At 69.2% G+C, this 26846-nt stretch carries 22 protein-coding genes and 1 pseudogene; 14 read left to right on the top strand and 9 right to left on the bottom strand.

Annotated features, from left to right (window positions below):
- The first annotated feature begins 2 nt into the window (after positions 1 to 2).
- The 6 genes from C5E06_RS03680 to C5E06_RS03705 all read left to right on the top strand — a co-directional run bounded on the left by C5E06_RS03680 (position 3) and on the right by C5E06_RS03705 (position 5797).
- Entirely contained in the window at positions 3 to 422 is a 420-nt protein-coding gene (locus C5E06_RS03680) for a cytidine deaminase (protein WP_104243042.1), read from the top strand.
- Complete coding sequence (locus C5E06_RS03685) at positions 419 to 1741, top strand: thymidine phosphorylase (RefSeq protein WP_104306027.1); 1323 nt, start codon at positions 419 to 421, stop codon at positions 1739 to 1741. The genes C5E06_RS03680 and C5E06_RS03685 overlap by 4 nt, the downstream gene beginning before the upstream one ends.
- 139 nt (positions 1742 to 1880) lie before the next feature.
- Complete coding sequence (locus tag C5E06_RS03690; protein ID WP_258063370.1) at positions 1881 to 3023, top strand: adenosine deaminase; 1143 nt, start codon at positions 1881 to 1883, stop codon at positions 3021 to 3023.
- Positions 3020 to 3505, top strand: a complete 486-nt coding sequence (locus tag C5E06_RS03695; RefSeq protein WP_104243038.1) for a PTS sugar transporter subunit IIA — start codon at positions 3020 to 3022, stop codon at positions 3503 to 3505. Before C5E06_RS03690 ends, C5E06_RS03695 begins: the two co-directional genes overlap by 4 nt.
- Before the next feature lie 145 nt (positions 3506 to 3650).
- Positions 3651 to 5273, top strand: a complete 1623-nt coding sequence (locus C5E06_RS03700) for a DNA-3-methyladenine glycosylase 2 family protein (protein WP_104306028.1) — start codon at positions 3651 to 3653, stop codon at positions 5271 to 5273.
- The gene (locus C5E06_RS03705; protein ID WP_104306029.1) at positions 5270 to 5797 is read left to right on the top strand and encodes a methylated-DNA--[protein]-cysteine S-methyltransferase; all 528 of its coding nucleotides are present in this window, start codon (positions 5270 to 5272) and stop codon (positions 5795 to 5797) included. The genes C5E06_RS03700 and C5E06_RS03705 overlap by 4 nt, the downstream gene beginning before the upstream one ends.
- A gap of 790 nt (positions 5798 to 6587) precedes the next feature.
- Here the strand turns inward: C5E06_RS03705 and C5E06_RS03710 are convergent.
- Both C5E06_RS03710 and C5E06_RS03715 read right to left on the bottom strand, forming a co-directional pair.
- On the bottom strand, positions 6588 to 8309 hold the full coding sequence (locus C5E06_RS03710) for a phospho-sugar mutase (protein WP_104306030.1): 1722 nt from the start codon (positions 8307 to 8309) through the stop codon (positions 6588 to 6590).
- Positions 8309 to 9139, bottom strand: a complete 831-nt coding sequence (locus C5E06_RS03715) for a purine-nucleoside phosphorylase (protein ID WP_104243030.1) — start codon at positions 9137 to 9139, stop codon at positions 8309 to 8311. Before C5E06_RS03715 ends, C5E06_RS03710 begins: the two co-directional genes overlap by 1 nt.
- 129 nt (positions 9140 to 9268) lie before the next feature.
- Here C5E06_RS03715 and C5E06_RS03720 point away from each other — a divergent pair, with 129 nt between their 5' ends.
- The gene (locus tag C5E06_RS03720) at positions 9269 to 10717 is read left to right on the top strand and encodes an NAD(P)H-quinone dehydrogenase (protein ID WP_104243028.1); all 1449 of its coding nucleotides are present in this window, start codon (positions 9269 to 9271) and stop codon (positions 10715 to 10717) included.
- A gap of 218 nt (positions 10718 to 10935) precedes the next feature.
- Here the strand turns inward: C5E06_RS03720 and C5E06_RS03725 are convergent, their stop codons facing one another.
- Complete coding sequence (locus tag C5E06_RS03725) at positions 10936 to 11700, bottom strand: TSUP family transporter (RefSeq protein ID WP_104243377.1); 765 nt, start codon at positions 11698 to 11700, stop codon at positions 10936 to 10938.
- Positions 11701 to 11829: 129 nt separating this feature from the next.
- A complete protein-coding gene (locus C5E06_RS03730) occupies positions 11830 to 13614 on the bottom strand; it encodes a biotin carboxylase N-terminal domain-containing protein (protein ID WP_104299673.1) in 1785 nt (594 codons plus the stop codon).
- Between the two features lie 383 nt (positions 13615 to 13997).
- Here C5E06_RS03730 and C5E06_RS03735 point away from each other — a divergent pair, with 383 nt between their 5' ends.
- Together C5E06_RS03735 and C5E06_RS03740 are read left to right on the top strand one after the other, a co-directional pair.
- A complete protein-coding gene (locus C5E06_RS03735) occupies positions 13998 to 15731 on the top strand; it encodes an ABC transporter ATP-binding protein (RefSeq protein WP_104243025.1) in 1734 nt (577 codons plus the stop codon).
- Entirely contained in the window at positions 15728 to 17800 is a 2073-nt protein-coding gene (locus C5E06_RS03740) for an ABC transporter ATP-binding protein (RefSeq protein ID WP_104306031.1), read from the top strand. The genes C5E06_RS03735 and C5E06_RS03740 overlap by 4 nt, the downstream gene beginning before the upstream one ends.
- 376 nt (positions 17801 to 18176) lie before the next feature.
- On the opposite strand, the gene C5E06_RS03745 is transcribed toward C5E06_RS03740, so the two are convergent.
- Complete coding sequence (locus C5E06_RS03745) at positions 18177 to 19238, bottom strand: SDR family NAD(P)-dependent oxidoreductase (RefSeq protein ID WP_104306032.1); 1062 nt, start codon at positions 19236 to 19238, stop codon at positions 18177 to 18179.
- Positions 19239 to 19356: 118 nt separating this feature from the next.
- Here C5E06_RS03745 and C5E06_RS03750 point away from each other — a divergent pair, with 118 nt between their 5' ends.
- A complete protein-coding gene (locus tag C5E06_RS03750) occupies positions 19357 to 19911 on the top strand; it encodes a TetR/AcrR family transcriptional regulator (protein ID WP_181059502.1) in 555 nt (184 codons plus the stop codon).
- 4 nt (positions 19912 to 19915) lie between these two features.
- Here C5E06_RS03750 and C5E06_RS03755 read toward each other — a convergent pair whose 3' ends face one another.
- A complete protein-coding gene (locus C5E06_RS03755; RefSeq protein ID WP_104243019.1) occupies positions 19916 to 20371 on the bottom strand; it encodes a MarR family winged helix-turn-helix transcriptional regulator in 456 nt (151 codons plus the stop codon).
- A gap of 106 nt (positions 20372 to 20477) precedes the next feature.
- On the opposite strand from C5E06_RS03755, the gene C5E06_RS03760 reads away from it, so the two are divergent.
- Positions 20478 to 21053 (top strand): hypothetical protein, encoded by a 576-nt coding sequence (locus tag C5E06_RS03760; protein ID WP_104306033.1) that lies wholly within the window; start codon positions 20478 to 20480, stop codon positions 21051 to 21053.
- Positions 21054 to 21114: 61 nt separating this feature from the next.
- Here the strand turns inward: C5E06_RS03760 and C5E06_RS03765 are convergent, their stop codons facing one another.
- Both C5E06_RS03765 and C5E06_RS03770 read right to left on the bottom strand, forming a co-directional pair.
- Positions 21115 to 23175, bottom strand: a complete 2061-nt coding sequence (locus tag C5E06_RS03765; RefSeq protein ID WP_104306034.1) for a glucose PTS transporter subunit IIA — start codon at positions 23173 to 23175, stop codon at positions 21115 to 21117.
- Positions 23176 to 23326: 151 nt separating this feature from the next.
- Entirely contained in the window at positions 23327 to 23977 is a 651-nt protein-coding gene (locus C5E06_RS03770) for a nucleoside triphosphate pyrophosphatase (RefSeq protein ID WP_104306035.1), read from the bottom strand.
- 263 nt (positions 23978 to 24240) lie between these two features.
- On the opposite strand from C5E06_RS03770, the gene C5E06_RS03775 reads away from it, so the two are divergent.
- The 3 genes and pseudogenes from C5E06_RS03775 (at position 24241) to C5E06_RS19745 (ending at position 26159) form a co-directional block, all read left to right on the top strand.
- On the top strand, positions 24241 to 24834 hold the full coding sequence (locus tag C5E06_RS03775) for a putative glycolipid-binding domain-containing protein (RefSeq protein WP_104299866.1): 594 nt from the start codon (positions 24241 to 24243) through the stop codon (positions 24832 to 24834).
- Positions 24822 to 25076 (top strand): annotated as a pseudogene (locus C5E06_RS19740) (TRAM domain-containing protein); the annotation flags it as partial. The gene C5E06_RS03775 and the pseudogene C5E06_RS19740, both read left to right, overlap by 13 nt.
- Positions 25077 to 25244: 168 nt before the next feature.
- Positions 25245 to 26159: a class I SAM-dependent RNA methyltransferase gene (locus tag C5E06_RS19745; RefSeq protein WP_374953221.1), complete on the top strand. Its 915-nt coding sequence runs from the start codon at positions 25245 to 25247 to the stop codon at positions 26157 to 26159.
- A gap of 102 nt (positions 26160 to 26261) precedes the next feature.
- On the opposite strand, the gene C5E06_RS03785 is transcribed toward C5E06_RS19745, so the two are convergent.
- Positions 26262 to 26795, bottom strand: a complete 534-nt coding sequence (locus C5E06_RS03785) for a septum formation family protein (protein WP_104306036.1) — start codon at positions 26793 to 26795, stop codon at positions 26262 to 26264.
- Between the last annotated feature and the right edge of the window lie 51 nt (positions 26796 to 26846).

The raw sequence follows: 26846 nt of genomic DNA on the forward strand, positions 1-26846 counted from the left end.
CGATGACAGCACCGGACACCGAAGCGCTCGCACCCGACTGGGAAGCCCTGCGTCAGGCCGCACGCGACATCATGGCGAAGGCCTACGCGCCGTACTCGAACTACTCGGTCGGCGCCGCCGCGCTCGTCGACGACGGACGCATCGTCGTCGGCTGCAACGTCGAGAACGCCAGCTACGGAGTCGGCCTGTGCGCCGAGTGCGGGCTCGTGTCGGCGCTCCAGGCGAGCGGCGGCGGCAAGCTCGTCGCGTTCTCCTGCTGCAACGGTGCCGGCGACATCATCATGCCGTGCGGCCGCTGCCGTCAGCTGCTGTACGAGTTCTCAGCACCAGGGATGCTCCTCGACACCGTCTCGGGCATCCGCACCATCGACCAGGTACTGCCGGATGCGTTCGGCCCCAGAGATCTCGAAGGGATCGCATGAGCTCCACCCCCGCCCTCTCCGCAATCGAGGCGTTCGACGCCGTCGACCTCATCAAGGCGAAGCGCGACGGGCGATCCCTGTCGACGCCGGAGATCGACTGGCTCATCTCGCGGTACGCGAACGGCTTCGTGGGCGACGAGCAGATGGCCGCGATGGCGATGGCGATCTTCCTCAACGGCATGGAGCGCACCGAGATCCGCGACATGACCCTCGCGATGATCGCATCCGGTGAGCGGATGAACTTCGACGGGCTCGGCAAGGTCACGGTCGACAAGCACTCCACCGGGGGCGTCGGCGACAAGATCACGCTTCCGCTCATGCCGCTCGTCGCCTCCTTCGGTGTCGCGGTGCCGCAGCTCTCCGGCCGCGGGCTCGGCCACACGGGAGGAACCCTCGACAAGCTCGAGGCCATCCCCGGCTGGCGGGCCGACCTCAGCAACGAGGAGATGTTCCGCCTCCTCAAGGAGATCGGCGGCGTCATCTGCGCCGCTGGAGCCGGCCTGGCGCCAGCCGACAAGAAGCTGTACGCGCTCCGCGACATCACCGGCACGGTCGAGTGCATCCCGCTCATCGCGTCGAGCATCATGTCGAAGAAGATCGCGGAGGGCACCGACTCGCTCGTGCTCGACGTGAAGTTCGGCTCCGGATCCTTCATGGGCGACATCGAGCGCTCCCGCGCGCTCGCCGAGACCATGGTGGCGCTCGGCGAAGACGCCGGCGTGCGCACGTCGGCGCTGCTCACGAACATGAACGTCCCGCTCGGGCTCGCGATCGGCAACGCCAACGAGGTTCGCGAGTCGGTCGAGGTGCTCGCTGGTGGGGGGCCGGCCGACGTCGTCGAGCTCACGGTCGAGCTCGCCCGCGAGATGCTCCGTCTGGCGGGCCAGCCGGACGCCGACGTCGAGGGTGCGCTGAAGAACGGCGCGGCGATGGACGTGTGGCGGCGCTGGGTCGCGGCGCAGGACGGAGACCCGGACGGCGCGCTGCCTGTGGCGAACGAGACGCACGAGGTGCGGGCAGACCGCGACGGCGTGCTCACCCGCCAGGAGGCGCTGCCCTTCGGCATCGCCGCGTGGCGCCTCGGAGCTGGGCGCGCGCGCAAGCAGGATCCGGTCATCCACGCAGCCGGGATCGACCTGGTTGCGAAGCCGGGCGACACCGTCAAGAAGGGCGACGTGCTCTTCACGCTCTCTGCCGAGGACGACGCTCGTTTCCCGCGTGCGCTCGAGGCGCTCGAGGGCGCGTACGAGGTCGGGGACGCCGGGTCGGAGGTCCTCACCGGCGGCCAGCTCATCGCAGGACGCATCGGGGCCGAATAGTGCAGGCAGGCGGTGTCGAGAAGGGAAACCTTCTCCACACCGCCGCGCCGCCTCGCGCGCCGGTTGTCTCCGCCCGATAGAATCAGGGCTCTGGACGGCCGCACTTGTTGGTTCGCGGCCACATTCGAAGGGGAACACCGTGTCTGTGCAGAGCTCCGCGCCATACGACGAGGGCGATTTCACGCTACGAGACGGCACCAGCATCCGAGCGCTGCCGAAGGTGTCGCTGCATGACCACCTCGACGGTGGGCTGCGGGCGCAGACCATCATCGAGCTCGCCGACGAGATCGGTCTGGAACTCCCCGCGACGAGCGCGCCCGAACTGTCGAACTGGTTCTCCGACCAGTCCGACTCCGGCTCGCTCGTCGAGTACCTCAAGACCTTCGACGTCACCACGGCCGTCATGCAGACCACACACGGTCTGCGGCGCGTCGCTCGCGACTTCGTCAACGACCTCGGTGCCGACGGGGTCGTCTACGGCGAAGTCCGCTGGGCGCCAGAGCAGCACCTCAAGCGTGGCCTGAGCCTCGACGACGCCGTGAACGCGGTCCAGGCCGGCATCAACGAGGGCATCGACGACGTCCGATCCCACGGCAAGCGCATCCGCGTCGGCCAGCTCGTGAGCGCCATGCGCCACGCTGGCAACGGACTCGAGATCGCGAAGCTCGCCGTGCGCCACCGCGAGGCAGGTGTCGTCGGCTTCGACATCGCCGGCCCGGAAGACGGGTTCCCGCCCACGAACCTCCAGGAAGCCTTCGACTACCTCATGTCGGAACGGTTCCCCGCCACGGTCCACGCCGGAGAAGCCGCAGGCCTCGACTCCATCGAGAGCGCCCTCTTCGACGCCCACGCGCTGCGCCTCGGCCACGGCGTGCGCATCGCAGAAGACATCGACCTCGAGGGCGAAGACGACGACGGCACCTACGTGTCGCTCGGCCGGCTGGCCCAGTGGGTGCGCGACCGCCGCATCCCGCTCGAGCTCAGCCCATCCTCGAACCTGCAGACCGGCGCCATCGCCGCCTGGGGAGACAGCATTGAAGACCATCCCTTCGATCTGCTCTACCAGCTCGGCTTCACGGTGACCGTCAACACCGACAACCGCCTCATGAGCGCGACCAGCATCTCCCGAGAGCTGACGCTGCTCGCCGACGCCTTCGACTACGACCTCGCCGACCTGGAGACGTTCCAGCTGAACGCCGCCGAGGGCGCGTTCCTGCCGATCGAAGACCGGGAAGAGCTGGCTGAGATCGTGAGCGAAGGGTTCGACGAGGCAGGAGCATGAACGCGCAGGCCACACCTGAGCTTCAGTTCGACGCAAGCAGCGTGCGCCTCGCCGAGCAGGCGCTCGACTGGCGGCAGGCCGTCGGTCAAATGGGCGAGCTGCTCGCCGAGCGCGGCTACGCGAAGCGCGGCTACACCAGCAACATGGTCCGCGTCATCGAACGCTTCGGGCCGTATGTCGTCGTCGGTCCGGGCGTCGCGCTCGTGCACGCGCGTCCCGGTGAGGAGACCATCGAGAACGGTCTGGCCGTCATCACCTACCCGGAAGGCGTCGGCTTCGGCCATGCTCGCTACGACCCCGTGCGCATCGTCGTCGGCATGACGGCGACCAGCGCGTCGGAGCACCTCAAGCTCATCGCCGCGCTGGCGAAGACGTTCGACAACGACGCGGTGCTCGGCGAGCTCGTCGCCGCAGCCACGCCGGAGAAGTTCGTCGAGCTCCTCAAGCCGAGGCTCGTCGCAGCGGGGCTGCTCATCGCCTGACCGGGCTTCTCGTCTCATCGGCACGACACTGCGCAGGAGCGCGCCGCCGCTCGGTGCGCAGAAAGTGCCGCAGGGCGGGGGAACACCCCACCGTCGTGTCCGATTTCCGCGAGCTCTGGCGGGGGCAACCTGCCAGACTCGTCGCATGGCAAGCATCACCCTCACCGGCGACGAGCGGTACCGCGCGATCCTCGCCAAGGATCGACGCTTCGACGGGCAGTTCATCACCGCCGTCGGGTCGACCGGCATCTACTGCAGACCGAGCTGCCCCGCCCGCACACCCAAGCGGGAGAACGTCACGTTCTACCCGACGAGCGCCGCCGCCCACGAGGCCGGGTACCGGGCCTGCAAGCGCTGCCTGCCGGATGCGGCACCCGGTGACCCAGCCTGGAACCTCCGCGGCGACGTCGCCGGCAGGGCCATGCGGCTTATCGGCGACGGGGTCGTGGAGCGTGAAGGGGTCCCTGGCCTCGCTGCCCGACTCGGCTACTCGTCCAGGCACCTCGCGAGGGTACTCACCGCAGAACTGGGCGCGGGCCCGCTTGCGCTTGCACGCGCGCAGCGGGCACGCACGGCGGCGACGCTGCTCGGCGCCACCGACCTGCCCTTCGGCGAGGTGGCCTTCGCGGCCGGCTTCGCGAGTGTCAGAGCGTTCAACGAGACCATCCAGGAGGTCTTCCAACTGACGCCGACCCTCGTGCGCGAGCGATCGCGAAGACGAGCCGTGGCGGCCGCGTCGCGAGTCACGGACGGGGGCCTCGGGAGCTTCGGCGCTGGCCTGGCGCTGAGCACCGGAGCCGCCCCGCTGACGCTGTCGCTCGCGTACCGGGAGCCGTACGACGCCGTGGGCGTCTTCGCCTGGCTCCGGGAGCGCGCCATCGACGGGGTCGAGGTCGCGACCGACGATCGGTACGAGCGCAGTCTCCTCCTCCCGGGAGGCCCCGCATGGTTCGGCGTGGACGCTGGCGGCCCGCAGCCCGCGTCGCTGCGACTCCGCGCGCGCCTCACCGACCTCAGCGACCTGCAGGCCCTCGTCACGCGTGTGCGCCGGCTCTTCGACCTGGATGCGGACCCGGCGGCCGTCGACGGAGCGCTCTCCGTGCATCCGGCGATCGCGGAGCGGGTGCGCCTTCGCCCGGGTCGCCGCCTGCCCGGCGCCGTGGACCCCGACGAGATGCTGTTTCGCGCGATCATCGGTCAGCAGATCACCGTCTCGGCGGCACGGACGGCTCTCGGTCGCCTCGCCGCGCGGGCGGGGGCCTCGCTCGGGCAGAACGGCGACAACGAGGAACACGCGGGCGAGCTCGGCGTGAACCGCCTCTTCCCGAGCGCAGCCGCCATCGCGGAGCTCGGCGAGGCATCCTTCGCCGGCCCCAGGGCACGGTCAGCGACCATCACACGCGTCGCCGAGGCGATCGCGGACGGCCGACTGCGGCTCTCGCCGGGTGACGACATCGCCGAGCAGCACGAGGCGCTGACGGCGTTCAAGGGCATCGGCGACTGGACGGCCGGCTACGTGAGCATGCGGGTGCTTGGCAACCCAGACGTGCTGCTCACGGGAGACGTCGCCCTGCGAAGCGGAGCCAGAGCGCTCGGCCTTCCACCTGAGCCCAGAGCCCTCACGGACGTCGCGGAGCAGTTCAGGCCGTGGCGAAGCTACCTGTCCCTCCACCTCTGGGGAGCTGTCCCACCCAGGGCGCGACCCGGCACCAAGATCCGCGCCACCGCGCAGACACCGCCCACCACCACCACGGAGACACCAGCATGAGCACGCAGGCCAGCAGTGAAGCTCGGGCCGTCATCGAGACGCTCGACACCCCGGACGGGCCGTTCACGATCATCGCCCGCGACCGTGACGGGGCGGTGCTCTCCTCAGGCTGGAGCGACGACGAGCAGCGTGTCCTGGAGCGCATCACGGCGCAGTCCAGGCCGAACGCCGTCGCGCGGGGTCGCACTGCCGCCTCCGATGCCGTGCGTGCGTACTACGACGGTGATCTCCGCGCCATCGACGACGTGCTGGTCGCCCAGTTCGGCGCGACGTTCCGGATGCAGGGGTGGCTCGGTCTGCGGGCCATCGAGGCAGGGCATCCGCTCACCTACACGGAGTTCGCGACGGCTCTCGGACGGCCGACGGCCGTGCGCGCGGCAGCGAGCATCTGCGCCAGCAACGCGCCTGCGCTCTTCGTGCCCTGCCACCGGGTACTGCGCTCGGACGGCACGCTCGGCGGATTCGCGTGGGGTATCGACGTCAAGCGCTCCCTCCTGCAGCGCGAGCTCGCCCACGCCAGCTGACGAGCCGGGCGACCTCGTCTGCCATCTCGCGATGAGTTTGGCGCTTGCGGATGGCTTGCAAGCCAGCGCGAGGCGTGAAAGCCATCCCGAAGTCGGGGGTGGATCCTGAAGCGGGCGTGGATCGCGAGGCCGGGGTGGATCGCGAAGCGGGCGAGGATCGCGAGGCCGGGGTGATCGCGAAGCGGGCGAGGAAGCCATCCCGAGACAGGAACGTCTGCCGCTCGTCTGTTTCGGGGTGGGTTTGGCGCTTGCGGATGGGTTGCAAGCCATCGCGAGGCGTGCAAGCCATCCCGAAGTCGGGGGTGGATCCTGAAGCGGGCGTGGATCGCGAGGTCGGGGTGGATCGCGAAGCGGGCGAGGAAGCGATCCCGAGACAGGAACGTCTGCCGCTCGTCTGTTTCGGGGTGGGTTTGGCGCTTGCGGATGGCTTGCAAGCCAGCGCGAGGCGTGCAAGCCATCCCGAAGTCGGGGTGGATCCTGAAGCGGGCGTGGATCGCGCGGCGGGGGTGGATCCTGAAGCGGGCGTGGATCGCGAGGCCGGGGTGATCGCGAAGCGGGCGAGGAAGCCATCCCGAGACAGGAACGTCTGCCGCTCGTCTGTTTCGGGGTGGGTTTGGCGCTTGCGGATGGCTTGCAAGCCATCGCGAGGCGTGAAAGCCATCCCGAAACCTTGGCAGATCGCGAAGCCGGGGTGCAGCGCGAAGCCAGCGCGGAACGTGGTGCTGCGACGAGAGCCTCCCCTGAGCGGACGCTGGTCCGTCAGGGGAGGCTCTCGTGTGGAGTCCTTCGCCTACGCGGTGGTGAGGGTGACCCGCAGGGCCTCGCCGGCCCTGGCTGCCTTCGCCTCGGCGTCTGCCGCGCGCTCGGCTGGTGTGCCGTCCTCGCTGGATGCGTCGACGTACACCTTGATCTTCGGCTCCGTGCCCGAGGGCCGAACCATGACGCGTGTGCCGTCGGCGAGCTGGTAGCGCAGCAGGTCGATGGGCACCTCGTCGCCGGACAGGTCGCCGGTCTCGAGCACTGCGACGCCGCCGACCTCGGTGGGCGTGTGGCCGCGCAGGACCGCCATTACGCGGGGGATCTGGGCGATGTCGTCGAAGCGCACCGAGACCTGCGTCGACACGAACGTGCCGAAGCGCTCGGCGAAGGCGTCGTCGTGGTCGATGAGCGTGCGCCCCTCGGCCTGGAGCCCCATGATGAGCTCGAGGATCGCGACCGACGCGGAGATACCGTCCTTGTCGTGCACCGTCTCCGGGTTGACGAGGTAGCCGAGAGCCTCCTCGTAGCCGTAGAGGATGTTCGGCGCGCGGGAGATCCACTTGAATCCCGTGGGCGTCTCGGCGTAGTCGAGCCCGTACTCGTGGGCGATGCGCCCGAGGGCTGGGGCGGAGACGACGGAGGTCGCGAGCGTGCCGTGCACGCCGTCGGCCTTCGCCTGCTCTGCGGCGCGCCAGCCGAGGATCTTCCCGATGTCGTTGCCACCGAAGCGCCGCCAGCCGGACGCGCCCTTGACGGCGACGGCGAGTCGGTCGGCGTCGGGATCGTGCGCGATGACGAGGTCGATTCCCGCAGCATCCGCCGTCTCGTAGGCGAGGTCGAGTGCGCCCGGCTCCTCGGGGTTCGGGAAGTCGAGCGTCGGGAACGCGCCGTCCGGCTCGACCTGTTGCGCGACGACGACCGGCTCGGCGATGCCGAGCTCTGCGACGACAGCGCGGAACGTCTCCCAGCCGACACCGTGCAGGGGCGTGTAGACGAAGCGCACGTCGCCCGGCGTTCCGCGCAGGAGGGCCGCGGTCGCGGACACGTAGTCGGTGACGATGGACTCGTCGGCCGTCGCGTACTCCGCGGATCGTGGGAGCTCCGGCACCTTCCGGCCGGCCGCGACCTTGCCGATCGCCTCGGCGATCTCGGCATCGACGGGCGCGACGATCTGCGAGCCGTCGTCGGCCCCGCCGAGGTACACCTTGTAGCCGTTGTCCCACTTCGGGTTGTGCGAGGCGGTGACCATGACGCCAGCGGATGCGCCGAGTCGGCGGACGGCGAATGCGAGCACGGGCGTCGGGAGCTGCCTCGGCAGGATCGTGGCGGCGACGCCCGCGGCCTGCATGATCTCCGCAGTGTCCTGCGCGAAGCGCTGCGAGTTGTTGCGGGCGTCGTAGCCGATGACGATCGACGGGGACTCCTCGCGCGCGAGCAGGAAGTCGGCGAAGCCTCGAGCGGCTTGGGCGACGAGGACCCGGTTCATGCGGTTCGGGCCAGCGCCGAGGCGGCCGCGGAGGCCGGCGGTTCCGAACGCGAGGCGGGCGCAGAAGCGGTCCTGCAGCTCGCGCCAGGCCGCGGCGCGCTCGCTGGTGTCAGCGTCTTCGATGATGGCGAGCTCGGGCGACACGTCGCCGGCGGCGTCGAGCAGCTGCTGCAGCTCGGCGCGCGTCACCTCGTCGGGGTCCTGCTCGAGCCAGGACACCGCGTTGTGCCGGAGCGCGACCTGCAGTGACCGTGCGATGCCGCTCATCAGAGCTTGACCACGATCTGGGAGAGCAGCTCGGCGAGATCGGCTTCCGCCGCCTTGCCTGCCTCGAGGACCTCCGCGTGGCTCAGCGGGTTGGGCGAGACGCCGGCCGCCGGGTTCGTGATGAGTGACATGCCGAGCACCTCCATGCCGGCCTCGCGAGCCGCGATGGCTTCGAGCGCCGTCGACATGCCGACGATGTCGCCGCCGATCGTGCGCGCCATCCTGACCTCGGCGGGGGTCTCGTAGTGCGGGCCGCGGAACTGCACGTACACGCCTTCGTCGAGGTCGCGCACCGTCAGCGCGAGCTCGCGCAGGCGTGCCGAGTACAGGTCGGTGAGGTCGATGAAGGTCGCTCCCTCGAGGGGCGAGTCGGCCGTGAGGTTGATGTGATCCGAGATCAGCACGGGCGTGCCAGGGCCCCACTCGGGGCGCACGCCGCCGGCGCCGTTGGTGAGGATCATGACCGAGGCGCCGGCCGCCGCGGCGGTGCGCACGGAGTGCACGACGCGGCGCACACCCTTGCCCTCGTAGTAGTGCGTGCGCGCTGCGATGACCAGCGCGTGCTTGCCGTTCGCGAGGCGAATCGAGCGCAGCGTCCCGGAGTGGCCTGGGATGTCGGACTTCGCGAATCCGGGCACCTCGTCGGCTGGGATGGTCGCGATCGTCTCGCCGAGCAGCTCGGCCGTCTGCCCCCATCCGCTGCCGAGCGTGAGCGCGATGTCGTGGCGTTCGACACCCGTCTTCTCGGCGATGACCGCGGCAGCTGCCTGCGCGAACTCGAAGGGTGAGGTGGCTGGATCGTCGATCGACTCTGACTCGTGCGTTGACATGCACCCCAGCGTAGCGACCGGGGCGGGACCTGCGTGGAGCACAAGCGGATGATGTCCCGCCCCGTCTCGGAACGGCGCGGAAACCTCTCCGGTTTGGCGGGTTCATGCGGGAGGAGGACAATAGCGGGTATGGCCACGCCCTTTGATCGCAAGCACCGCATCGTCGTCGTCGGCGGGGGGCCAGGCGGGTACGAAGCCGCGCTCTCGGCCGCCCGCCTCGGCGCAGAAGTCACCCTCATCGAACGCGTCGGCGTCGGCGGCTCCGCCGTCCTCACCGACGTGGTTCCCTCCAAGACCCTCATCGCCAGCGCAGAGGCGGCGACGGCGATCCGCGAGTCCGGCGAACTCGGCGTGCAGTTCTTCGCGAAGGGCGACACGGGGAAGCCGCTGAAGCCCGAGGTCGCGGTGAATCTCTCGAAGCTGAACAAGCGGCTGCTGCGCCTCGCGCAGAACCAGTCGGACGACATGCAGCGCACGCTCGAGGCTGCCGGGGTCAACGTCATCCAGGGCGAGGGCAAGCTCGACGGCAACTCGGCCGTCACGGTCGGCACCGGCTCGGGTGGGCAGGACTTCGACCGCATCGAGTTCGACTCGGCGGTGATCTCGGTCGGTGCTCGTCCTCGCACGCTCGACTCGTGCAAGCCCGACGGGGAGCGCATCCTCACCTGGACCCAGCTCTACAACCTCAAGGAGATGCCGAGCCACCTCATCGTCGTCGGCTCTGGTGTGACCGGGGCCGAGTTCGCGTCGGCCTACTCGGCGCTCGGCTCGAAGGTCACGCTCGTCTCGAGCCGCGACCGCGTGCTCCCGAACGAGGACGCTGATGCCGCGGATGTCATCGAGGACGTCTTCAAGCGCGGCGGCATGACCGTGCTGTCGAAGTCCCGTGCGGCGACCGTGGTCCGCGACGGCAACGAGGTCGTGGCGACCCTCGACGACGGGCGCGAGGTGCGTGGCTCGCACTGCCTCATCGCGGTCGGCTCGATCCCGAACACCTCCGGCATCGGGCTCGAGGAGGCCGGTGTCGAGGTCTCGCCGTCCGGGCACATCCGCGTCAACCGCGTCGCGCGCACCTCGGTGCCGAACATCTACGCGGCCGGCGACTGCACGGAGTTCTTCCCGCTCGCATCCGTCGCCTCCACGCAGGGGCGCACGGCGGTGTTCCACGCGCTCGGCGACGAGGTGCGGCCCATCAACCTGCGCAATGTCGCTTCGAACATCTTCACGTACCCGGAGATCGCGACGGTCGGCTGGCAGCAGCGTTCCATCGAGGACGGCACCCGCGAGGGTCGCGTCTACAAGCTGCCGCTCGGCGAGAACCCGCGTGCCAAGATGCAGGGCGTGCGCGACGGCTTCGTGAAGCTCATCGCCGGCAACGACCTGGGCACCGTCATCGGCGGCGTGATCGTCGCACCTCGTGCCTCGGAGCTCGTGCTGCCGCTGTCGATCGCCATCGAGCAGCGCCTCACGGTCGACCAGGTTGCGCGTGCCTGGGCGGTCTACCCGTCGCTCGCGAGCAGCATCTCGGATGCCGCCCGTGCTATGCACATGCCGTACGAGGAGCAGACGAAGGCCTAGCTCGTGTCTGACAATGCCTCGCCGACTCCGCTCGTCCTGGTCGCGCGATCTGCTGCGTTGGAGAACTCGCGCAATGCTCCGCATTGGGCTTCGTTCTCCGCCTTGCAGCTCACACGACCAGGCCGTGCTCGCTGTGGCGATCCACTGTCAGACACTCCCTAGCTCGGCTGTCTCGGTGCTGGAACGGCGCCTGGCGGCGTTCCGCACCGTGAGGCCGATCAGGTCGCGACGTACTCGTTCCAGATGTCGATGGCGAGCTTGATGAAGAGCACGCTGACGACGATGAGGAAGACCCAGCGGATGAGCTTGCTCCCGCCGCGGATGGCGGTGCGGGCGCCGAGGTAGCCGCCGGCGACGTTGGAGACGGCGAGAACGGCGCCGAGCCCCCAGAGCACGTAGCCCTGTGGGGCGAAGAAGAGGAGCGCTCCGAGGTTGGTGCCGAGGTTCACGATCTTGGCTTTCGCGCTGGCTTGCAGGAACGAGTAGCCGAGCAGGGACACGAGGGCGATGACGAGGAAGGACCCGGTCCCCGGGCCGAGCAGGCCGTCGTAGACGCCGATCGCGAAGCCGATGAGGCCCGCGACGACGTGGTGCTTGCGTCCCTCGTACTTGAGTTTGTCGAGCTGCCCGACGCTCGGTTTGAAGGCGGTGAAGATGCCGATGCCGAGGATCGCGATGGCGATGATGGGCTTGAAGGCTGCGGCGGGGATGCTGGAGGCGAGGATCGCGCCGCCGTAGGCGCCGAAGAGCGCGATGGCGGCCATGGGCAGCGCGGTTCGCAGGTCGGGTTTGACGCGTCGGAAGTAGGTGATGGAGCTGGTCGCGGTGCCGGCGATGCTGCCGAACTTGTTGGTCGCGAGTGCTTGCACGGGCGAGACGCCCGGCAGCGTGAGCAGCATCGTGAGCTGGATCAGCCCGCCGCCGCCGACGACCGCATCCACCCAGCCGGCTGCGAAGCCGCCCACGATGACGAGCGCGAGCAGCCACCCGTTGAACCCCTCGAGCCCCGTGAACGACTCGAGCCAGCTCGCGTCGTTCGTCGTGAGCGCGGCGTCGAGGGGCGACGAGAGCAGCGTGGAGGTCAGGAGGGAGGCGTCGATCACCTACCGAGGCTACTCGGCGTCGGCGAGCTCGAGCAGCTTCGTGCCGCTCGAGACGGTCTCGCCGGCGGCACCGGAGATGGATGCGACGATGCCGTCGCGGGGAGCCTGGATGGGCTGCTCCATCTTCATGGCCTCGAGGACGACGAGGAGGTCGCCCTTGACGACCTTCTGCCCCTCCTCGACGGCGAACTTCACGATCGTCGCCTGCATGGGGGCGACGACGTCACCGCTCGAGTGGGTCTCGACGTTGGTGTGCGAGCGGCGCTTCGGGGCGTGCCCCGCCATGGTCCGACCCGCACCGCCGTGGCCGACACCGGTGGCGGCGAGCAGGCGCTCGGGGAGCGACACCTCGAGGCGCTTGTCGTTGACCTCGACGACCACGTTGCGGCGCGCGATCGGCTCGTTGACGTCGCCGGCTTCGCCACCCCACGGCTCGATCGTGTTGCTGTATTCGGTCTCGATCCAGCTCGTGTAGACCCCGAACTCGCCGTTCTCGGCGGTGAAGGCGGGGTCGCGGACGACGGAGCGATGGAAGGGCAGGACGGTCGGCATGCCGTTCAGCTCGAAGTCCTCGAGGGCGCGGCGGGAGCGCTCGAGTGCCTCCTCGCGCGTGGCGCCCGTGACGATGAGCTTCGCGAGCAGGGAGTCGAAGGCGCCGGAGACGACGTCGCCCTCGCGGACGCCGGAGTCGACGCGCACGCCGGGGCCTCCAGGAACGCGGAAGGTCGTGACGGTGCCAGGGGCTGGGAAGAATCCGCGGCCCGGGTCCTCGCCGTTGATGCGGAACTCGAACGAGTGGCCGGTGACCGTCGGGTCGTCGTAGCCGAGCGCTTCACCCTGGGCGATGCGGAACTGCTCGCGGACGAGGTCGATGCCGGTGACCTCCTCGGAGACCGGGTGCTCGACCTGGAGGCGCGTGTTGACCTCGAGGAACGCGACCGTGCCGTCGGCGGCGAGCAGGAACTCGCAGGTTCCAGCGCCGACGTAGCCGACCTCCTTGAGGATCGCCTTGGATGCGCGACGCATCTCGGCTTCCTGCTCGGCGGTGATGAAGGGCGCTGGCGCCTCCTCGACGAGCTTCTGGTGGCGTCGCTGCAGCGAGCAGTCGCGCGTGGAGACGACGACGACGTTGCCGTGGGAGTCGGCGAGGCACTGCGTCTCGACGTGGCGGGGCTTGTCGAGGTACTTCTCGACGAAGCACTCGCCGCGTCCGAACGCGGTGATGGCCTCGCGGGTCGCGGACTCGAACAGCTCGGCGACCTCTTCGCGCTCGCGTGCGACCTTGAGCCCGCGCCCGCCGCCGCCGAACGCGGCCTTGATGGCGACCGGCAGTCCGTGGATGTCGATGAAGTCGAGGACCTCGCTCGGGCCTTCGACGGGGTTGAGCGTGCCCGGGGCAAGCGGTGCGCCGACCTTCTCGGCGACGTGGCGCGCCGTGACCTTGTCGCCGAGCGCCTCGATGGCCTCGGGGGACGGGCCGATCCAGGTGAGTCCCTGGCGGATGACGGCGCGTGCGAACTCGGCGTTCTCGGCGAGGAAGCCGTATCCCGGGTGCACGGCGTCGGCGCCGGAGCGGCGGGCGATGGAGAGCAGCTTGTCGATCACGAGGTACGTCTCGGCGCTCGTGGCGCCTCGCAGCGCGTACGCCTCATCGGCGAGGCGGACGTGGGGTGCGTCACGGTCCTGGTCTGCGTACACGGCGACGGAGGTGATACCCGCGTCTCGAGCCGCTCGTGCGATGCGTACGGCGATTTCGCCACGGTTGGCGATGAGGAGCTTCGAGATTCGCGACATGGTTCCTAAGCCTATTGAGGTCGGTGCGGCCGGATTTGGCTCGATTCGACAAACTTATCGGGAGAAGGTTGTCAGATGCGCTCGGTTGGAGGTTCTCACCACGCCGAGCGTGTGGCAGTTGGGCGACATTGGCCGCGTTGCACATTCCCACGGAGTGGGAAGGGTGTTGCGTCATGTATTACGTCGTGTTTAGCTACAGGGCTGAGCTTTCGCTCAGTTCGTCCTGCCAGTCGGTCAGCAATGACTGCACGACCAGCAATGGTCCGGTGTGCCAGGTCCAGTCCGGGCCCGCCGAATTGCCGTCCACTCCGCGTCCCCAGCGACGCGCATCCACCACGCTAGCGGATGCGCAATGCGAGACGCCTCGTCGTTCCGGAGAATCGATGCTCGGTAAGCTCCTCGCCCGCTATCTCAGGAAGTACTGGCCGCTCCTCGCGGGCGTGCTGGTCTTCCAATTCCTTCAAGCGCTCGCGTCGCTGTACCTGCCGCGACTCAACGCCGACATCATCGACAAGGGCGTCGCCAACGCCGACACCGACTACATCTGGTCGACGGGCGCCGTCATGCTCGCGATCTCGCTCGGGCAGATCACGTGCTCGATCATCGCGACCGTCTTCGCCGCGCGCGCCGCCATGGCGCTCGGCCGTGACATCCGCGCCGACGTCTTCGCGCGAGTGAGCGGCTTCTCCGAGCGCGAGGTCTCGCGCTTCGGGGCGGGCTCGCTCATCACGCGCAACACGAACGACGTGCAGCAGGTGCAGATGCTCGCCATGATGGGCTCCACCATGCTCGTCTCGGCTCCCATGCTCGCGATCGGCGGCATCATCATGGCCCTGCAGCAGGATGTGGGCCTCTCCTGGATCATCGGCGTCGCGGCCCCCGTGCTGCTCCTGCTGGTCGGCATCATCATCAGCCGGATGGTGCCGCTGTTCCGCCAGTTCCAGGTGAAGCTCGACAACATCAACCGGATCCTGCGCGAGCAGCTCACCGGTGTGCGCGTCGTGCGCGCGTTCGTGCGCGAGCCGATCGAGGAGCAGCGGTTCGAGGTCGCGAACAACGACCTCTTCCTCCTCGGCAAGCGAGTCGGCGATCTCTTCGTCACGCTCTTCCCGCTCGCGATGCTCGTGCTGAACATCACCGTCGTCGGCGTCATCTGGTTCGGCGGAATCCAGGTCGACCAGGGCACGGTCGAGATCGGGACGCTCTTCGCGTTCATGGCCTACGTCATGCAGATCCTGATGGGCGTGCTCATGGCGAGCTTCATGACGATCATGATCCCGCGCGCGGCCGTCAGCGCCGACCGCATCTCCGAGGTGCTCGACACCGAGTCGACGCTCATCATGCCGGCCGACCCCGTCTCCGACTTCCCGGAGCCGGGCGTCATCGAGTTCGACGACGTCGAGTTCACGTACCCGGGTGCAGAGGAGCCGGTGCTCACGGGCATCTCCTTCCGCGCCGCCCCCGGTGAGACGGTCGCCGTCGTCGGCTCCACGGGAGCGGGCAAGACGACGCTCGTCTCGCTCATCCCTCGTCTCTTCGACGCGACGGGCGGTTCCGTGCGCGTCAACGGCGTCGACGTCCGCGAGGCCGACGCCGAGCTGCTGTGGGACGGCATCGGCCTGGTCCCGCAGCGTCCGTTCCTCTTCACCGGCACGATCGCCTCGAACCTGCGCTACGGCCGTGAGGCCGCGACCGACGACGACCTCTGGAAGGCGCTCGAGATCGCGCAGGCCACGGCCTTCGTGCAGGAGAAGGACAAGCAGCTCGAAGCGCGCATCGCGCAGGGCGGCACGAACGTCTCAGGCGGGCAGCGCCAGCGGCTCGCGATCGCGCGCGCGATCGTGCACGAACCGCAGGTGTTCGTCTTCGACGACTCCTTCTCCGCGCTCGACCTCACGACCGACGCCAGGTTGCGGCGCGCGCTGTGGGAGCAGCTGCCCGGCGTGACCAAGATCGTGGTCGCGCAGCGCATCTCGACGATCGTCGACGCCGACCGCATCGTCGTCCTCGACGACGGCCGCATGGTCGGTCTCGGAACGCACGACGAGCTGCTCGAGAGCTGCACGACGTACAAGGAGATCGTGGATTCCCAGCTCGCAGTGGAGGCGCAGTCATGAGCCGTGACGCAGACAACCAGAACCAGGACGCCAAGGGCGCCCGTCGGGGCAAGCGCAGGCCGAAGGAGGTCGTCGAGAAGGTCCTGACCGAGGAGGAGCAGCTCGAGCTGGAGCTCGCCGAGCAGGCGAGGCAGTCGTCCGGCGACTGGGACAGCGTCGCTCCCGGCAAGGCGAAGAACTTCGGGCAGAGCTTCGGCAGGCTGCTCGGCAGGCTCCGGCCCTACCGCGCCGCGCTCATCATCGTGTCGTTCCTCGGCGCCGTCGGCGTCGTGCTCTCCGTCATCGCGCCACGAGTGCTCGGGCAGGCGACCAACCTCATCTTCGAGGGCGTCGTCTCCAGCCAGCTGCCGGCGGGCGCCTCCAAGGACCAGGTCGTCGCGGGGCTCCGCGACTCCGGCCAGACGCAGTTCGCCGACATGGTCGCCGCCATGGACATCACGCCGGGCGAGGGGGTCGACTTCGAGCGCCTCGGCATGGTGCTCCTGTCGGTGCTCGCGCTCTACGTGTTCTCGGCGCTGCTCATGTGGCTGCAGGGGTACGTCATCAACATCATCATGATGAAGGCGATGTACAAGCTGCGCGAGGACGTCGAGCGCAAGATCAACGCGCTGCCGTTGAGCTACTTCGACCGCGTGCAGCGCGGCGAGCTGCTGAGCCGCGTCACGAACGACATCGACAACATCACGCAGACGATGCAGCAGTCGCTGTCGCAGGTCGTCACGAGCGTTCTGACGGTCGTCGGAGTGCTCGTCATGATGTTCTCCATCTCCTGGCAGCTCGCGCTCGTCGCGCTCGTCACTCTGCCGCTCATGGGCGTCATCTTCGGCGTCATCGGACCGAAGTCGCAGCGGAACTTCGCCGAGCAGTGGAAGAAGACGGGACGCCTCAACGCGCGCGTCGAGGAGTCGTTCTCCGGTCACGCCCTCGTTCGCGTGTTCGGCCGCGAGAAGGATGCACGCGAGCAGTTCCAGGTCGACAACGAGCAGCTCTTCCAGGCGGCCTTCAAGGCCCAGTTCTGGGCGGGCGTCATGATGCCGGCGATGATGTTCATCGGAAACCTGTCCTACGTGGGCATCGCGGTGCTCGGCGGCCTCATGGTCGCGGGCGGCAACCTGCGCCTCGGCGACGTGCAGGCGTTCATCCAGTACTCGCAGCAGTTCACGCAGCCGCTCGCCGAGCTCGGCGGGATGGCTGCCGTGCTGCAGTCGGGTACGGCCTCGGCCGAGCGCGTGTTCGAGCTGCTCGACGAGGACGAGCAGGAGCCCGACGCGAGCGACGCGCCCAAGCCGGCGAACGGTGCGGGCGAGATCGTCTTCGACGACGTCACCTTCTCGTACACGCCGGAGCAGAAGCTCATCGAGAACCTCAATTTCTCGGTCGAGCCTGGCCAGACGGTCGCGATCGTCGGGCCGACCGGTGCCGGCAAGTCGACCCTCGTGAACCTCATCATGCGCTTCTACGAGCTCGACGGCGGGCGCATCCTGCTCGACGGGCAGGACATCGCCGAGCTCAGGCGCGAGGACGTCCGCAGTCGAACCGGCATGGTGCTGCAGGATCCGTGGCTGTTCGCGGGGTCCATCCGCGAGAACATCCGCTACGGGCGTCAGGACGCGACCGACGAGGAGGTGCTCGCCGCTGCGACCGCCTGCTACGTCGACCGCTTCGTGCACTCACTGCCTGAGGGGTACGACACGGTGCTCGACGAGGACGCGTCGAACGTCTCCGCCGGCGAGCGTCAGCTCATTACGATCGCGCGCGCCTTCGTCTCCGACCCGCAGGTCCTCATCCTCGATGAGGCCACGAGCTCGGTCGACACGCGCACGGAGCTGCTCCTGCAGCAGGCGATGGCGGCACTTCGCCAGGGCCGCACGAGCTTCGTCATCGCGCACCGTCTCTCGACGATCCGCGACGCCGACCTGATCCTCGTCATGGAGCACGGCTCCATCGTCGAGCAGGGGACGCACGATGAGCTCGTGAAGCAGGGCGGCGCGTACGCGAGGCTGTACAACTCGCAGTTCGAGCAGGCCGTCAGCGACCTGGATGCCGAGCAGAGTCAGCTCACGTCCTAGGTCCGGGCCCCTGATCGGGCGCATCTCGTGATCCGGCTCGGCCGGGTGCATCCGCTGCTGTGCGGAGGCACCCGGCCGTTTCCGTTGTGTCCCGAGCAATCGCGCGCCGGCCGCGTGCGGTCTCGAGGTGGCTTCCTCGCTTCCGGATGGGTTCTTTCCCATCCCGAAGCGAGGAAGCCATCCGGAGAACACAGAGGGGTCGGCAGGGTGGTGGGGCCGACGAGGGTGGCCAAGACCCGGGTGAGGGCCGGAACCGGCGCGGACCCTACGCGAGCATCTCGTAGACGCCGGAGCCGATGAAGATCAACGCGATCACGACGAGGCCGATCCAGAAGAACTTGCGTGTGCGCGTGACGGGTTTGCTCATGGGGGAAGCCTACGCGGCGGACCAGCCTCCGTCGGAGGGGAGGATGACGCCGTTGATGTTGACGCCGTCGTCGCTGAGCAGGAACGTGATGGAGGCGGCGAGCGCGGTTCCCGTGGTCGGCGTCGGCAGCAGCGCCATCGCCTGACGGACGCGCTGCCCGCCGAGCTCGGAGTCGAAGCGGGCCTCGATGTTGGTGGCGACGGGTCCCGGGGCGACGGCGTTGATGCGGAGTCCACTCGGGCCGTACATGAACGCACTCGACTTGGTGAGCCCGGCGACGGCGTGCTTCGACGCGGTGTAGGCGGCGCCTGCGGCCGACCCGCGGAGTGCGGCCTCGGAGGCGACGTTGACGATCGCGCCCGTGCCGACGGCGAGCATCGCGGGCACGACGGCGCGCATGAGCTTCATCGTGCCGGTCACGTTGACGGCGAAGACGCGGTTCCAGACCTCATCGCTGACCTCGCCGACCGGTGTCATGTTGTCCATGATGCCGGCGATGTTCGCGAGGCCGTCGATGCGGGAGCCGGCCGCCTCGAGGATCCGAGCGACACCGGCGTCGTCGGTGATGTCGGCGGTGAGGGTGACGATGTCGGCGCCGTCGTGCTCGCTGACGAGCGCGGCGAGGCGCTCTGCGGAGACGTCGACGGCAATGACGCGCCCGCCTTCGCGCGCGATGCGCGACGCGGTCGCCTTGCCGATGCCGGAGCCGGCGCCCGTGACGATGACGGTCTTGCCGTCGAAGCGGCCGCCCGTGGTGGCTTCGACCCAGGCCGCCGCCCGCGGCGCGCGAGGGGCGTCGTGGTCGACGGCGGGGCCGAACTCACCGGGCTGTGCTGGGGTGACCTCGCCGCTGTTCGCTCGCGCGATCATCGCATCCACCATCTCCTGGGGGAACTTTCCCTGGCTCAGCTCGACGAGCTGCGCCAGGGGGAGGCCCGCGACGGGGGTGAGGGAGGAGGCGTCCTGGCCGCCCTGGGCGAGGATCTCGCGGATGACGACGCCTCCCGTCGGGTCGGTGAGCCATTCGCCGATCGTGGTGTCGCCGGTGAGGGGGTGTGCGCTCGAGGTCATGGTGGTGCCAGCTTTCTGCTCGGTCCGCCGAGCCCGCGCTCGCGGCGAGCGTGGGCTGGGGTGGCGACAGTGTCGGATCGAACGAACCGGACAACACTGTCCGGATTATGCTATCCCGGTGTCGACTCCAGCGAAAGCCAACCGAGGGCCAAGTGCTGGCCCCGAGAACCGACGTGCCCTCATCGCGGCCGCGCGGGAGGTCTTCGGCGAGGGGGGAGTGGATGCCCCGCTCAGCGCCGTCGCCAAGCGCGCTGGCGTCGGCCAGGGCAGTCTCTACCGGCATTTCCCGGATCGGGCGTCGCTTGCGCTCGCAGTGTTCGGCGACGCCATCGTCGAGCTCGAAGACCTCGCAGCCTCGCCCGAGGCTGATCTGGCAGGGCTGCTCGAGCTCATCGCCCGGCAGATGCTCGTGTCGGTCGGACTCATCCAGCTCACCCTGACCGACACCGCCGACGCGCAGGGGGCGAGTGTTCGAGACCGGATGCTCGCGGTGCTCGGCGACGTTCTCGAGCGCGAATGGGCGAGCGGTCGGGTCGACCGGGAGATCAGCGCGGGCGACCTGCTCCTGCTGCTGTCGATGCTCGCCGGCGTTCTGCCGCGCACGCCCTTCGTCGAGCGCGAGGCCGTCGTGCGGCGCGCGCTCGAGCTGTTCTGGCGGTCGTTCGCCTCCTGAGGGCTCAGCTGCCCTCGGTGAGCTGACGCAGCACTCGGCGGATGCCCTGGAACCCGATGACGAGCCCCTGCAGCTCCTCGTCGCTCAGGTGTGCGGCGAACTCGTCGGTGTCGGTCCGGAGTCCGAGGAAGCGCTCGTGGAGCCGGATGGCCTTGCGGGTCGCCGTGAGGTGGCGGATGCGGCGGTCGGGCTTCCCCTCCGTGCGGGTCACGAGCCCGTGCTCGACGAGCTTGTCGATGCTGGCGGATGCGGTCGGCACCGCGACGCCGAGGTGTTCGGCGGCCTGTGAGACGGTCGTGACCGTGCCGGTGGTCACGAGGAAGACGGTCTTCAGCTGCTGGGCGGTGATGTCGAGCTCGAGGAACGGGGCCATGTGCCTCGCGGCGAGGCCCCTGGTGAGTTCGTTCCTGACGTCATTCAGCTGGGTGAGGAGTGCTTCGCGCGATTCGCCCTGCTCCATGTGAACCCCCTGAGATCGTCGAGCTTCTCACTAATAGTGAGGATGTGTCTAAGTATAGTTCGAGGTGGGCACCAGAGCGGATGCCGGGAAAGGGACGGAGTCGACCATGACCGATCAGATCTGGTGCATCGCAGGTGGCGAGGATGGAGCAGACCGGCGGCTCGCCGACGCCCTGCTCCGTGGCGGCAGCACGGTCGCGATCGTGGGCCGCGACGTCGCGCCGTTCGCGCTGCTCGTCGACGACTACGCCGACGCGGTCATGCCCGTCGAGCTCACGGCGACGACCTCCGAGGCGCTGGCCGAGGTGCGCGAGAGCATCGAGCTGAACCTCGGCGAGGTCACGCACTTCGGGGTGCTGCTCGGCGAGATCGGCGAGGGGAGTGCCGAGCAGGTCGCGGGTCGCCTCCTCCACAAGCTCGACGGCGCGGCCGCGCGCAACCGGGCCGGTCGCGGCGACGGCGAGCCTGCAGACCGCTGGCCAGTCGGGGCGCAGCTGGTGCTCGTCCGCGGCGTGGTCGGCAGCTCGAATCAGGTCTCGATCGAGGATCGGGGCGCTCAGAACTCCGACATCGAGGCGCGCATCCGGCTCGCTGGAGCGCAGTCGGCGCGGCCCATGCCCACGGTGCGGGTTCGCGAGCTTGACGATCTCCTCCACGACGCATCCGCTGACGCGGTCCGCTGACGCGACGCGGGGACGCCTGGTCGCGCTCAGCCGCCGAAACCGGCCGCCCCGCAGAAGCCAGCTACACCTCGCTGGGCGCGGGCGCCTTCGTCACCGCCTCGAGGATCGGCGTGCCGACCTTGCCGCTGCCGAGCCCGACCGCCTCGACCGACGCGAACGACCCCGCGTTCAGCACGATGACGGGCGTGATGAGCGAGAAGCCCGCGGCCTCCACGATGTCGCGGTCGAACTCGACGAGCACCGTGTCCGGCGTGACCTTGTCGCCTGCCTTCACCTTGACGTCGAAGCCCTTGCCATCGAGCTCGACCGTGTCGATGCCGACGTGGATGAGCACCTCGAGCCCGTTGTCGAGCTGCAGGCCGAACGCGTGCCCGGTCGCCTGGGCGACGGCGACCGTGCCCGTTCCCGGAGCGTAGACGACGGTGCCGCTCGGTCTGATAGCGGCGCCCGGGCCCATGATGCCCTGGCTGAAGACGGCGTCGGGGACCTCCGACAGCGGGACGATCTCGCCCTCGAGCGGTGACAGGACCTCGACGGTGCGCGGGGCCGACTCGCGCTCTCGAGCGGCGGAGGCGGCGATCACGTCCTCCGTGCTCTCTCCCTTCTTCGCCGTCTCCAGGTCGGCGACCGGAACCCGGGCCGCCTCGAACGCCGCCTGCTGCTCGGGGCTGCGGTAGCCGGAGAAGATGACGAGGAACATCGAGACGAGGAACGCCGCACCGACCGCGCCTGCGTAGAGCGGGATGTTGTCGAACGCCGGGATGGTGAGCAGTGACGTGAAGACGAACGCGCTCGTCTTCACGCCGCCGCCGATGCCGATGATGACCCCGCCGACGAGACAGCCCACGAGCATCCGCCCGTAGATGCGCTTGAAGCGCAGGTGGATGCCGTACAGCGACGGCTCTGAGATGCCGCCGAGCAGGCCGGCCGCGAGGGCGCCCGTCGAGGTCTGGCGCATCTGCGCGTCCTTCTCGCGGATGGAGAGGTACAGCACGCCGGCGGTCGCACCGAAGCACGCGAAGTTCCATGCGCCCATCGGCCCCTGGATGTAGTCGTAACCGAGCGTCTGGATGTTGAGCAGCATGATCGCGTTGATCGGCCAGTGCAGGCCGAGCGGCACCATGAAGGGGTAGGCGAGCGGGATCACGATGGCGAAGATGAGCGGCGAGAAGTCGTTGATGCCGCGGAGCAGGTTGGCGAGGCCGGCGCCCGTGTAGACGCCGATGGGGCCGATGAGGAACGCCGTGAGCGGGATCATGATCAGCATGCTCAGGAAGGGCACGAAGATGAGGTGCAGGTCTTCGGGGATGAGCTTCTTGAGGCCCTTGTACAGGGGGCCGAGCAGCGCGGCCATCAGCAGCGGAGGGAACACCTGGGAGCTGTAGTCGAAGACCGTGAGCGGGAGGCCGAAGATCGGCACGACGGAGACCTCGGAGCCGAAGACCTCGATGGGGTCGATGCCGTCGGCGAGCTTCGTGAAGCCGGGCAGCATGACGACGCCCATGATGGCGAAGCCGATCCACGGGTCGGCCCCCACGCGCTTCGACGCGTTGTACGCGATGTACAGGGGCAGGAAGACGAAGACCGCCTGCCAGCAGAGGTTGAGGAAGCGCCACGACGGCGGGAGGTCGGTGCGCGGGTCGGCCCAGTTGGGGATGACGCCGAGCGTGCTCATGAGCGCCATGAACGTGATGAAGAGGGACGCACCCAGCAAGGCGCCGAGGATCGGCCGGAACGAGTCGGACAGGAACTCGAAGACGCTGTCGAGCCATGCGAACTTGCCGCGCGGCCCCTTCGCGCGGGCCGCGGCCTTGATCGAGGCCGCGTCTTCCGGGTCGGCGGGGGCGCCACCGCCCGACATCGAGGGGAGCGCCTGGATGTCGTTGTAGACGTTCTGCACTCCGCCGCCGATGACGACCTGGTAGCGGTCACCCGATTGCGGCACGACCCCCATGACGCCTGGGATCGCCTCGACCGCCGCCTGGTCGATACCGGATGCGTCGTGCAGCTGGAAGCGCAGCCGTGTCGCGCAGTGGGTGAGGTTCTCGATGTTCCCCGCGCCGCCGAGCTGGCTGACGATCTGGGCTGCTGGCCCCGAGTCTCCTGACGAATGTGCGGGCATGGTCGGACCTCCCTCGCGAGGCGTCCTCGTTGACGCCTGGATCGCGACGTTACGCCCGACCGTCGGCATTCACCAGATGCGAGCTGGCACCGTGTTCAATTCGTAGCCGGGGGCCGCTTCTGGCCTGCTGCTGAGGCCGCCGAGGGGCGCATCAGGCGCGGTTCCACAGCTCGGGCCACCCCACTCCGAAGCCGCGCACGAGTCGGCGCAGGGCGGGAAGCGAGAGTCCCACGACCGTCGACGGGTCGCCTTCGATGCGGTCGATGAAGGGAGCCCCGAGCGAGTCGATCGTGAACGCGCCGGCGACGTGCAGGGGCTCACCCGAGGCGACGTAGGCGTCGATCTCGGCGTCGTCGAGATCGTCGGCGAAGGTCACGCTGGCGCTCGCGGTGCTGCCGACGCCGTCCCCGGAAGCATCCGAGCCACCACGGCGGTCGACGAGCCAGTGCCCAGACCACAGCGTGCCCGTCTGGCCCCGCTGCGCGAGCCAGCGCTCGCGCGCGACGTGCGGCTCGTGGGGCTTGCCGAGCATCCGGCCGCCGATCTCGAACATCGAGTCGCCCCCGAGGACGAGGCCGTCGAGCGGCTCCCCGGTTCGCGGGTCAGGCGCATCCGCGACCGCGAGTGCCTTGGCCCGAGCGAGCAGCTGCACGTACTCGCTCGGTTCGAGAGGACCCTCGGCGAGACGCGCCTCGATCACGGCGTCCTCGTCGACGCTCGACGGGATGACGACGGGCTCGATGCCCGCCTGGCGCAGCAGCATGAGGCGGGCGGGCGACGTCGAGGCGAGGTACAGGCGCATGAGGCGAGGGTACCGGGACGGTGCCCTCGCTGCGCGGAGCAGGCCTTCCGGAGCGGTGGGGCCGCTACGGTCAGGGCGCGGTCAGCCAACGCGCGACCTCCTGCCAGAGTGCGCCAAGGCCGTTTGCATACGATCTCTCGCATGCTCATCAGGCTCCACAGTTCGGCCCAGCGCCCAGATTCCGAAGGGGAGGGCGTCGGGTGACCCGCATCGAGTCGAGGTACCGCGCGCCGAAGCAGACCAGGTTCTCCCGCTCGTCTGTGGTGTGGGATGCGCCGGGCGTCGAAGCCGTCTCGGCCCCCTCCGCACTCGCGTGGGTCGCCGAGGCGAGCGGTGACGTCGAGGCGGCGAGCGTCGTCGAGGACGCGGTCGGCGCGATCACCGCGAACTCGCGCATCTCCGCGCCGGTCTCGGCCGAGCAGGGCGAGGGCGGGGGCCCACACCTCGAGTACCTGCTCGAGACCGACCCGGTCCTGCGGACGCGGCTCGTCTCGCTGCGCCGCCCGAAGACCGGTGAGCACCTCACCGTCACCTCCAACGGCCGCGGCGACTGGCGCGTCGGCGACCGCCCAGCCCCCGAGCTCAGCGGTGCGCTCGACGTGGACATCCGGGCGACTCCCCTCACCAACACGCTTCCCATGCGCAGGCTGGGACTCGAGGTCGGCGAAGAACGCGAGATCGAGGTCGCCTACATCGACACGGAGACGTTCGCCGTGTTCCTCGACCGTCAGCGGTACCGCCGCCTGAGCCGCACCCGCTACCTCTTCCAGGCGGCCGACGGCTCGTTCGAACGCGAGATCGCGACCGACGAGCAGAGCTTCGTGCTCAGCTACCCCGGCCTCTTCACGCGGCTCTGAGCCGAGGCCGCCAGGCTCGGTGGGCGCGCACGGCTAGGCTCGAGCGCATGACCCACGACGGCACGACCCCAGACCTTTCAGCGGAGATCACTCCAGGAGACGTGATCGAGCTCGAGGTCGGCGACATCGCGCACGGCGGCATCTTCGTCGCCCGTCACCAGGGCAGAGTCGTGTTCGTCGCGGATGCCGTGCCCGGCGAGCTCGTACAGGCTCGGGTGACCGAGGTGCGGAAGTCCTTCGCGCGTGCCGTCGCCACCGACGTGCTCCGCGCATCCGACGACCGCCAGGCGCACGTGTGGCAGGAAGCCGGAATCGAGCGGACGCCGGAGGAACGCGCCGGGGGAGCCGAGCTCGGACACATCCGCCTGGCCCGACAGCGTGAGCTGAAGGCCCAGGTCCTGCGAGAATCCATGGCGCGCTTCGCTGGCCACGACTGGCAGGGTGTCGTCGAGCCCCTTCTCGGCGACGACGAGAACGGCGGAACGCGCTGGCGCACCCGCGTCACGCTCCACGTCGACAAGGAAGGGCGCGTCGGCCCGTACGCGGCACGCTCGCACCGCGTCATCGAGACCGAGACCCTGCCGCTCGCGCACGGCGACATCGAGGAGCTCGCTCCGCTCGGTCAACGCCTCGCCGGTTCCGGGCGCATCGAGCTCGTGGCACCCGCGGAGCTCGACACCCGCATGCGGACCATCCTCGACGGCGCCCACGGACGCAAGCCGGCCGTGGTCACCGAGGTCGTCAACGGGCGCGAGTACCGGGTCGACGAGGACGGGTTCTGGCAGGTGCACAGGCTCGCCGCCGAGACGCTCTCGAACGCCGTCGCCGACGCCCTCGATCCCACCCTCGTCGACGCCGAGGCCGTCAACCTCGACCTGTACGGCGGAGTCGGCCTGCTCGCGGCGGCGTTCGCGCAGGAAGCCGGACCAGGGGCCTTCATCGAGACCGTCGAGTCGAACGCGGCTGCAACCGGCCACGCCACCGCGAACCTCGCGGAGTGGCGCGGCGCGAGCGCCGTCACGGCACGCGTCGACCAGTACCTCGCGAACCTCGAGCGCGACGCGACGCACCTCGACCGCGACGGGATCCGCCGCGGAAGCGTCATCCTCGACCCGCCGCGCTCCGGCGCCGGCAAGGACGTCATCGACCGTCTCGCGGGCTTCGGGCCGGCTCAGCTCGTCTACGTCGCCTGCGACCCGGTCGCGCTCGCCCGCGACACCGGTCTCCTCCTCGGCCACGGCTACACGCTCGACTGGATGCGCGCCTACGACCTCTTCCCGAACACGCACCACTTCGAGACGGTCGCCCGCTTCGTGCGCGCCTGACCGGAACGACCGCCTCGGACGCGACGAACGCCGGGCACTCGCAGGAGCGAGGGGCCCGGCGTTCGTCGCACGGTCTCCGTCGAGCAGAGAGACCAGGGCGTCCTAGCGAGCGGCGCCGGCGAGGCTGCCCGTCGTCTGCGCAGCATCGTCGATGATGATGCACTGGATGAGACGGTCATCGGCGCCATCCCAGCTCTGCTGGGTGGGAGTGAGGTAGCTGAAATTCAGCGAGCTCTCCTCGTAGGAAAGCCCGACGAAGGTCGCGAACTGCGCCGTGCAGTCGGTGTCCGCCTGCGCGCTGATGGCTTCGTCTCCGGGGTACTCGCCCGCGGCCATCTCGACCTCGAAGTACACCTCGTAGTCGTGTGGGTCGGAGCACGGCACGACCGGGATCTCGCTGACCGTGGTGCTGCCGGCGTCGTTGAAGCAGTCACCCACGGCGAGCTTGAAGACGTCGAGGTCACCCGACTCGGTGACCTCCTGTGTCTCGCCGTCGCGGACCTCGCTCTCGCCGCCGGACATCTCGCCCTCGACCGATTCCGCGATCTCCTGGGCCGCGGAGCAGCCGGTGAGGCCGAACCCGAGGAGCACGAGGGCTCCGATCGCGAACGCTGATGTGACGGTGGTCTTCGCCATGATCTCTCCTGGAAGTTCGGTGGTTTTCGCTCACTGTAGCGACAAAGTGGG

Origin of the sequence: Pseudoclavibacter sp. RFBI5 (assembly GCF_002931395.1) — a bacterium.
In the GTDB taxonomy this organism is placed as follows: Bacteria; Actinomycetota; Actinomycetes; order Actinomycetales; family Microbacteriaceae; genus Pseudoclavibacter.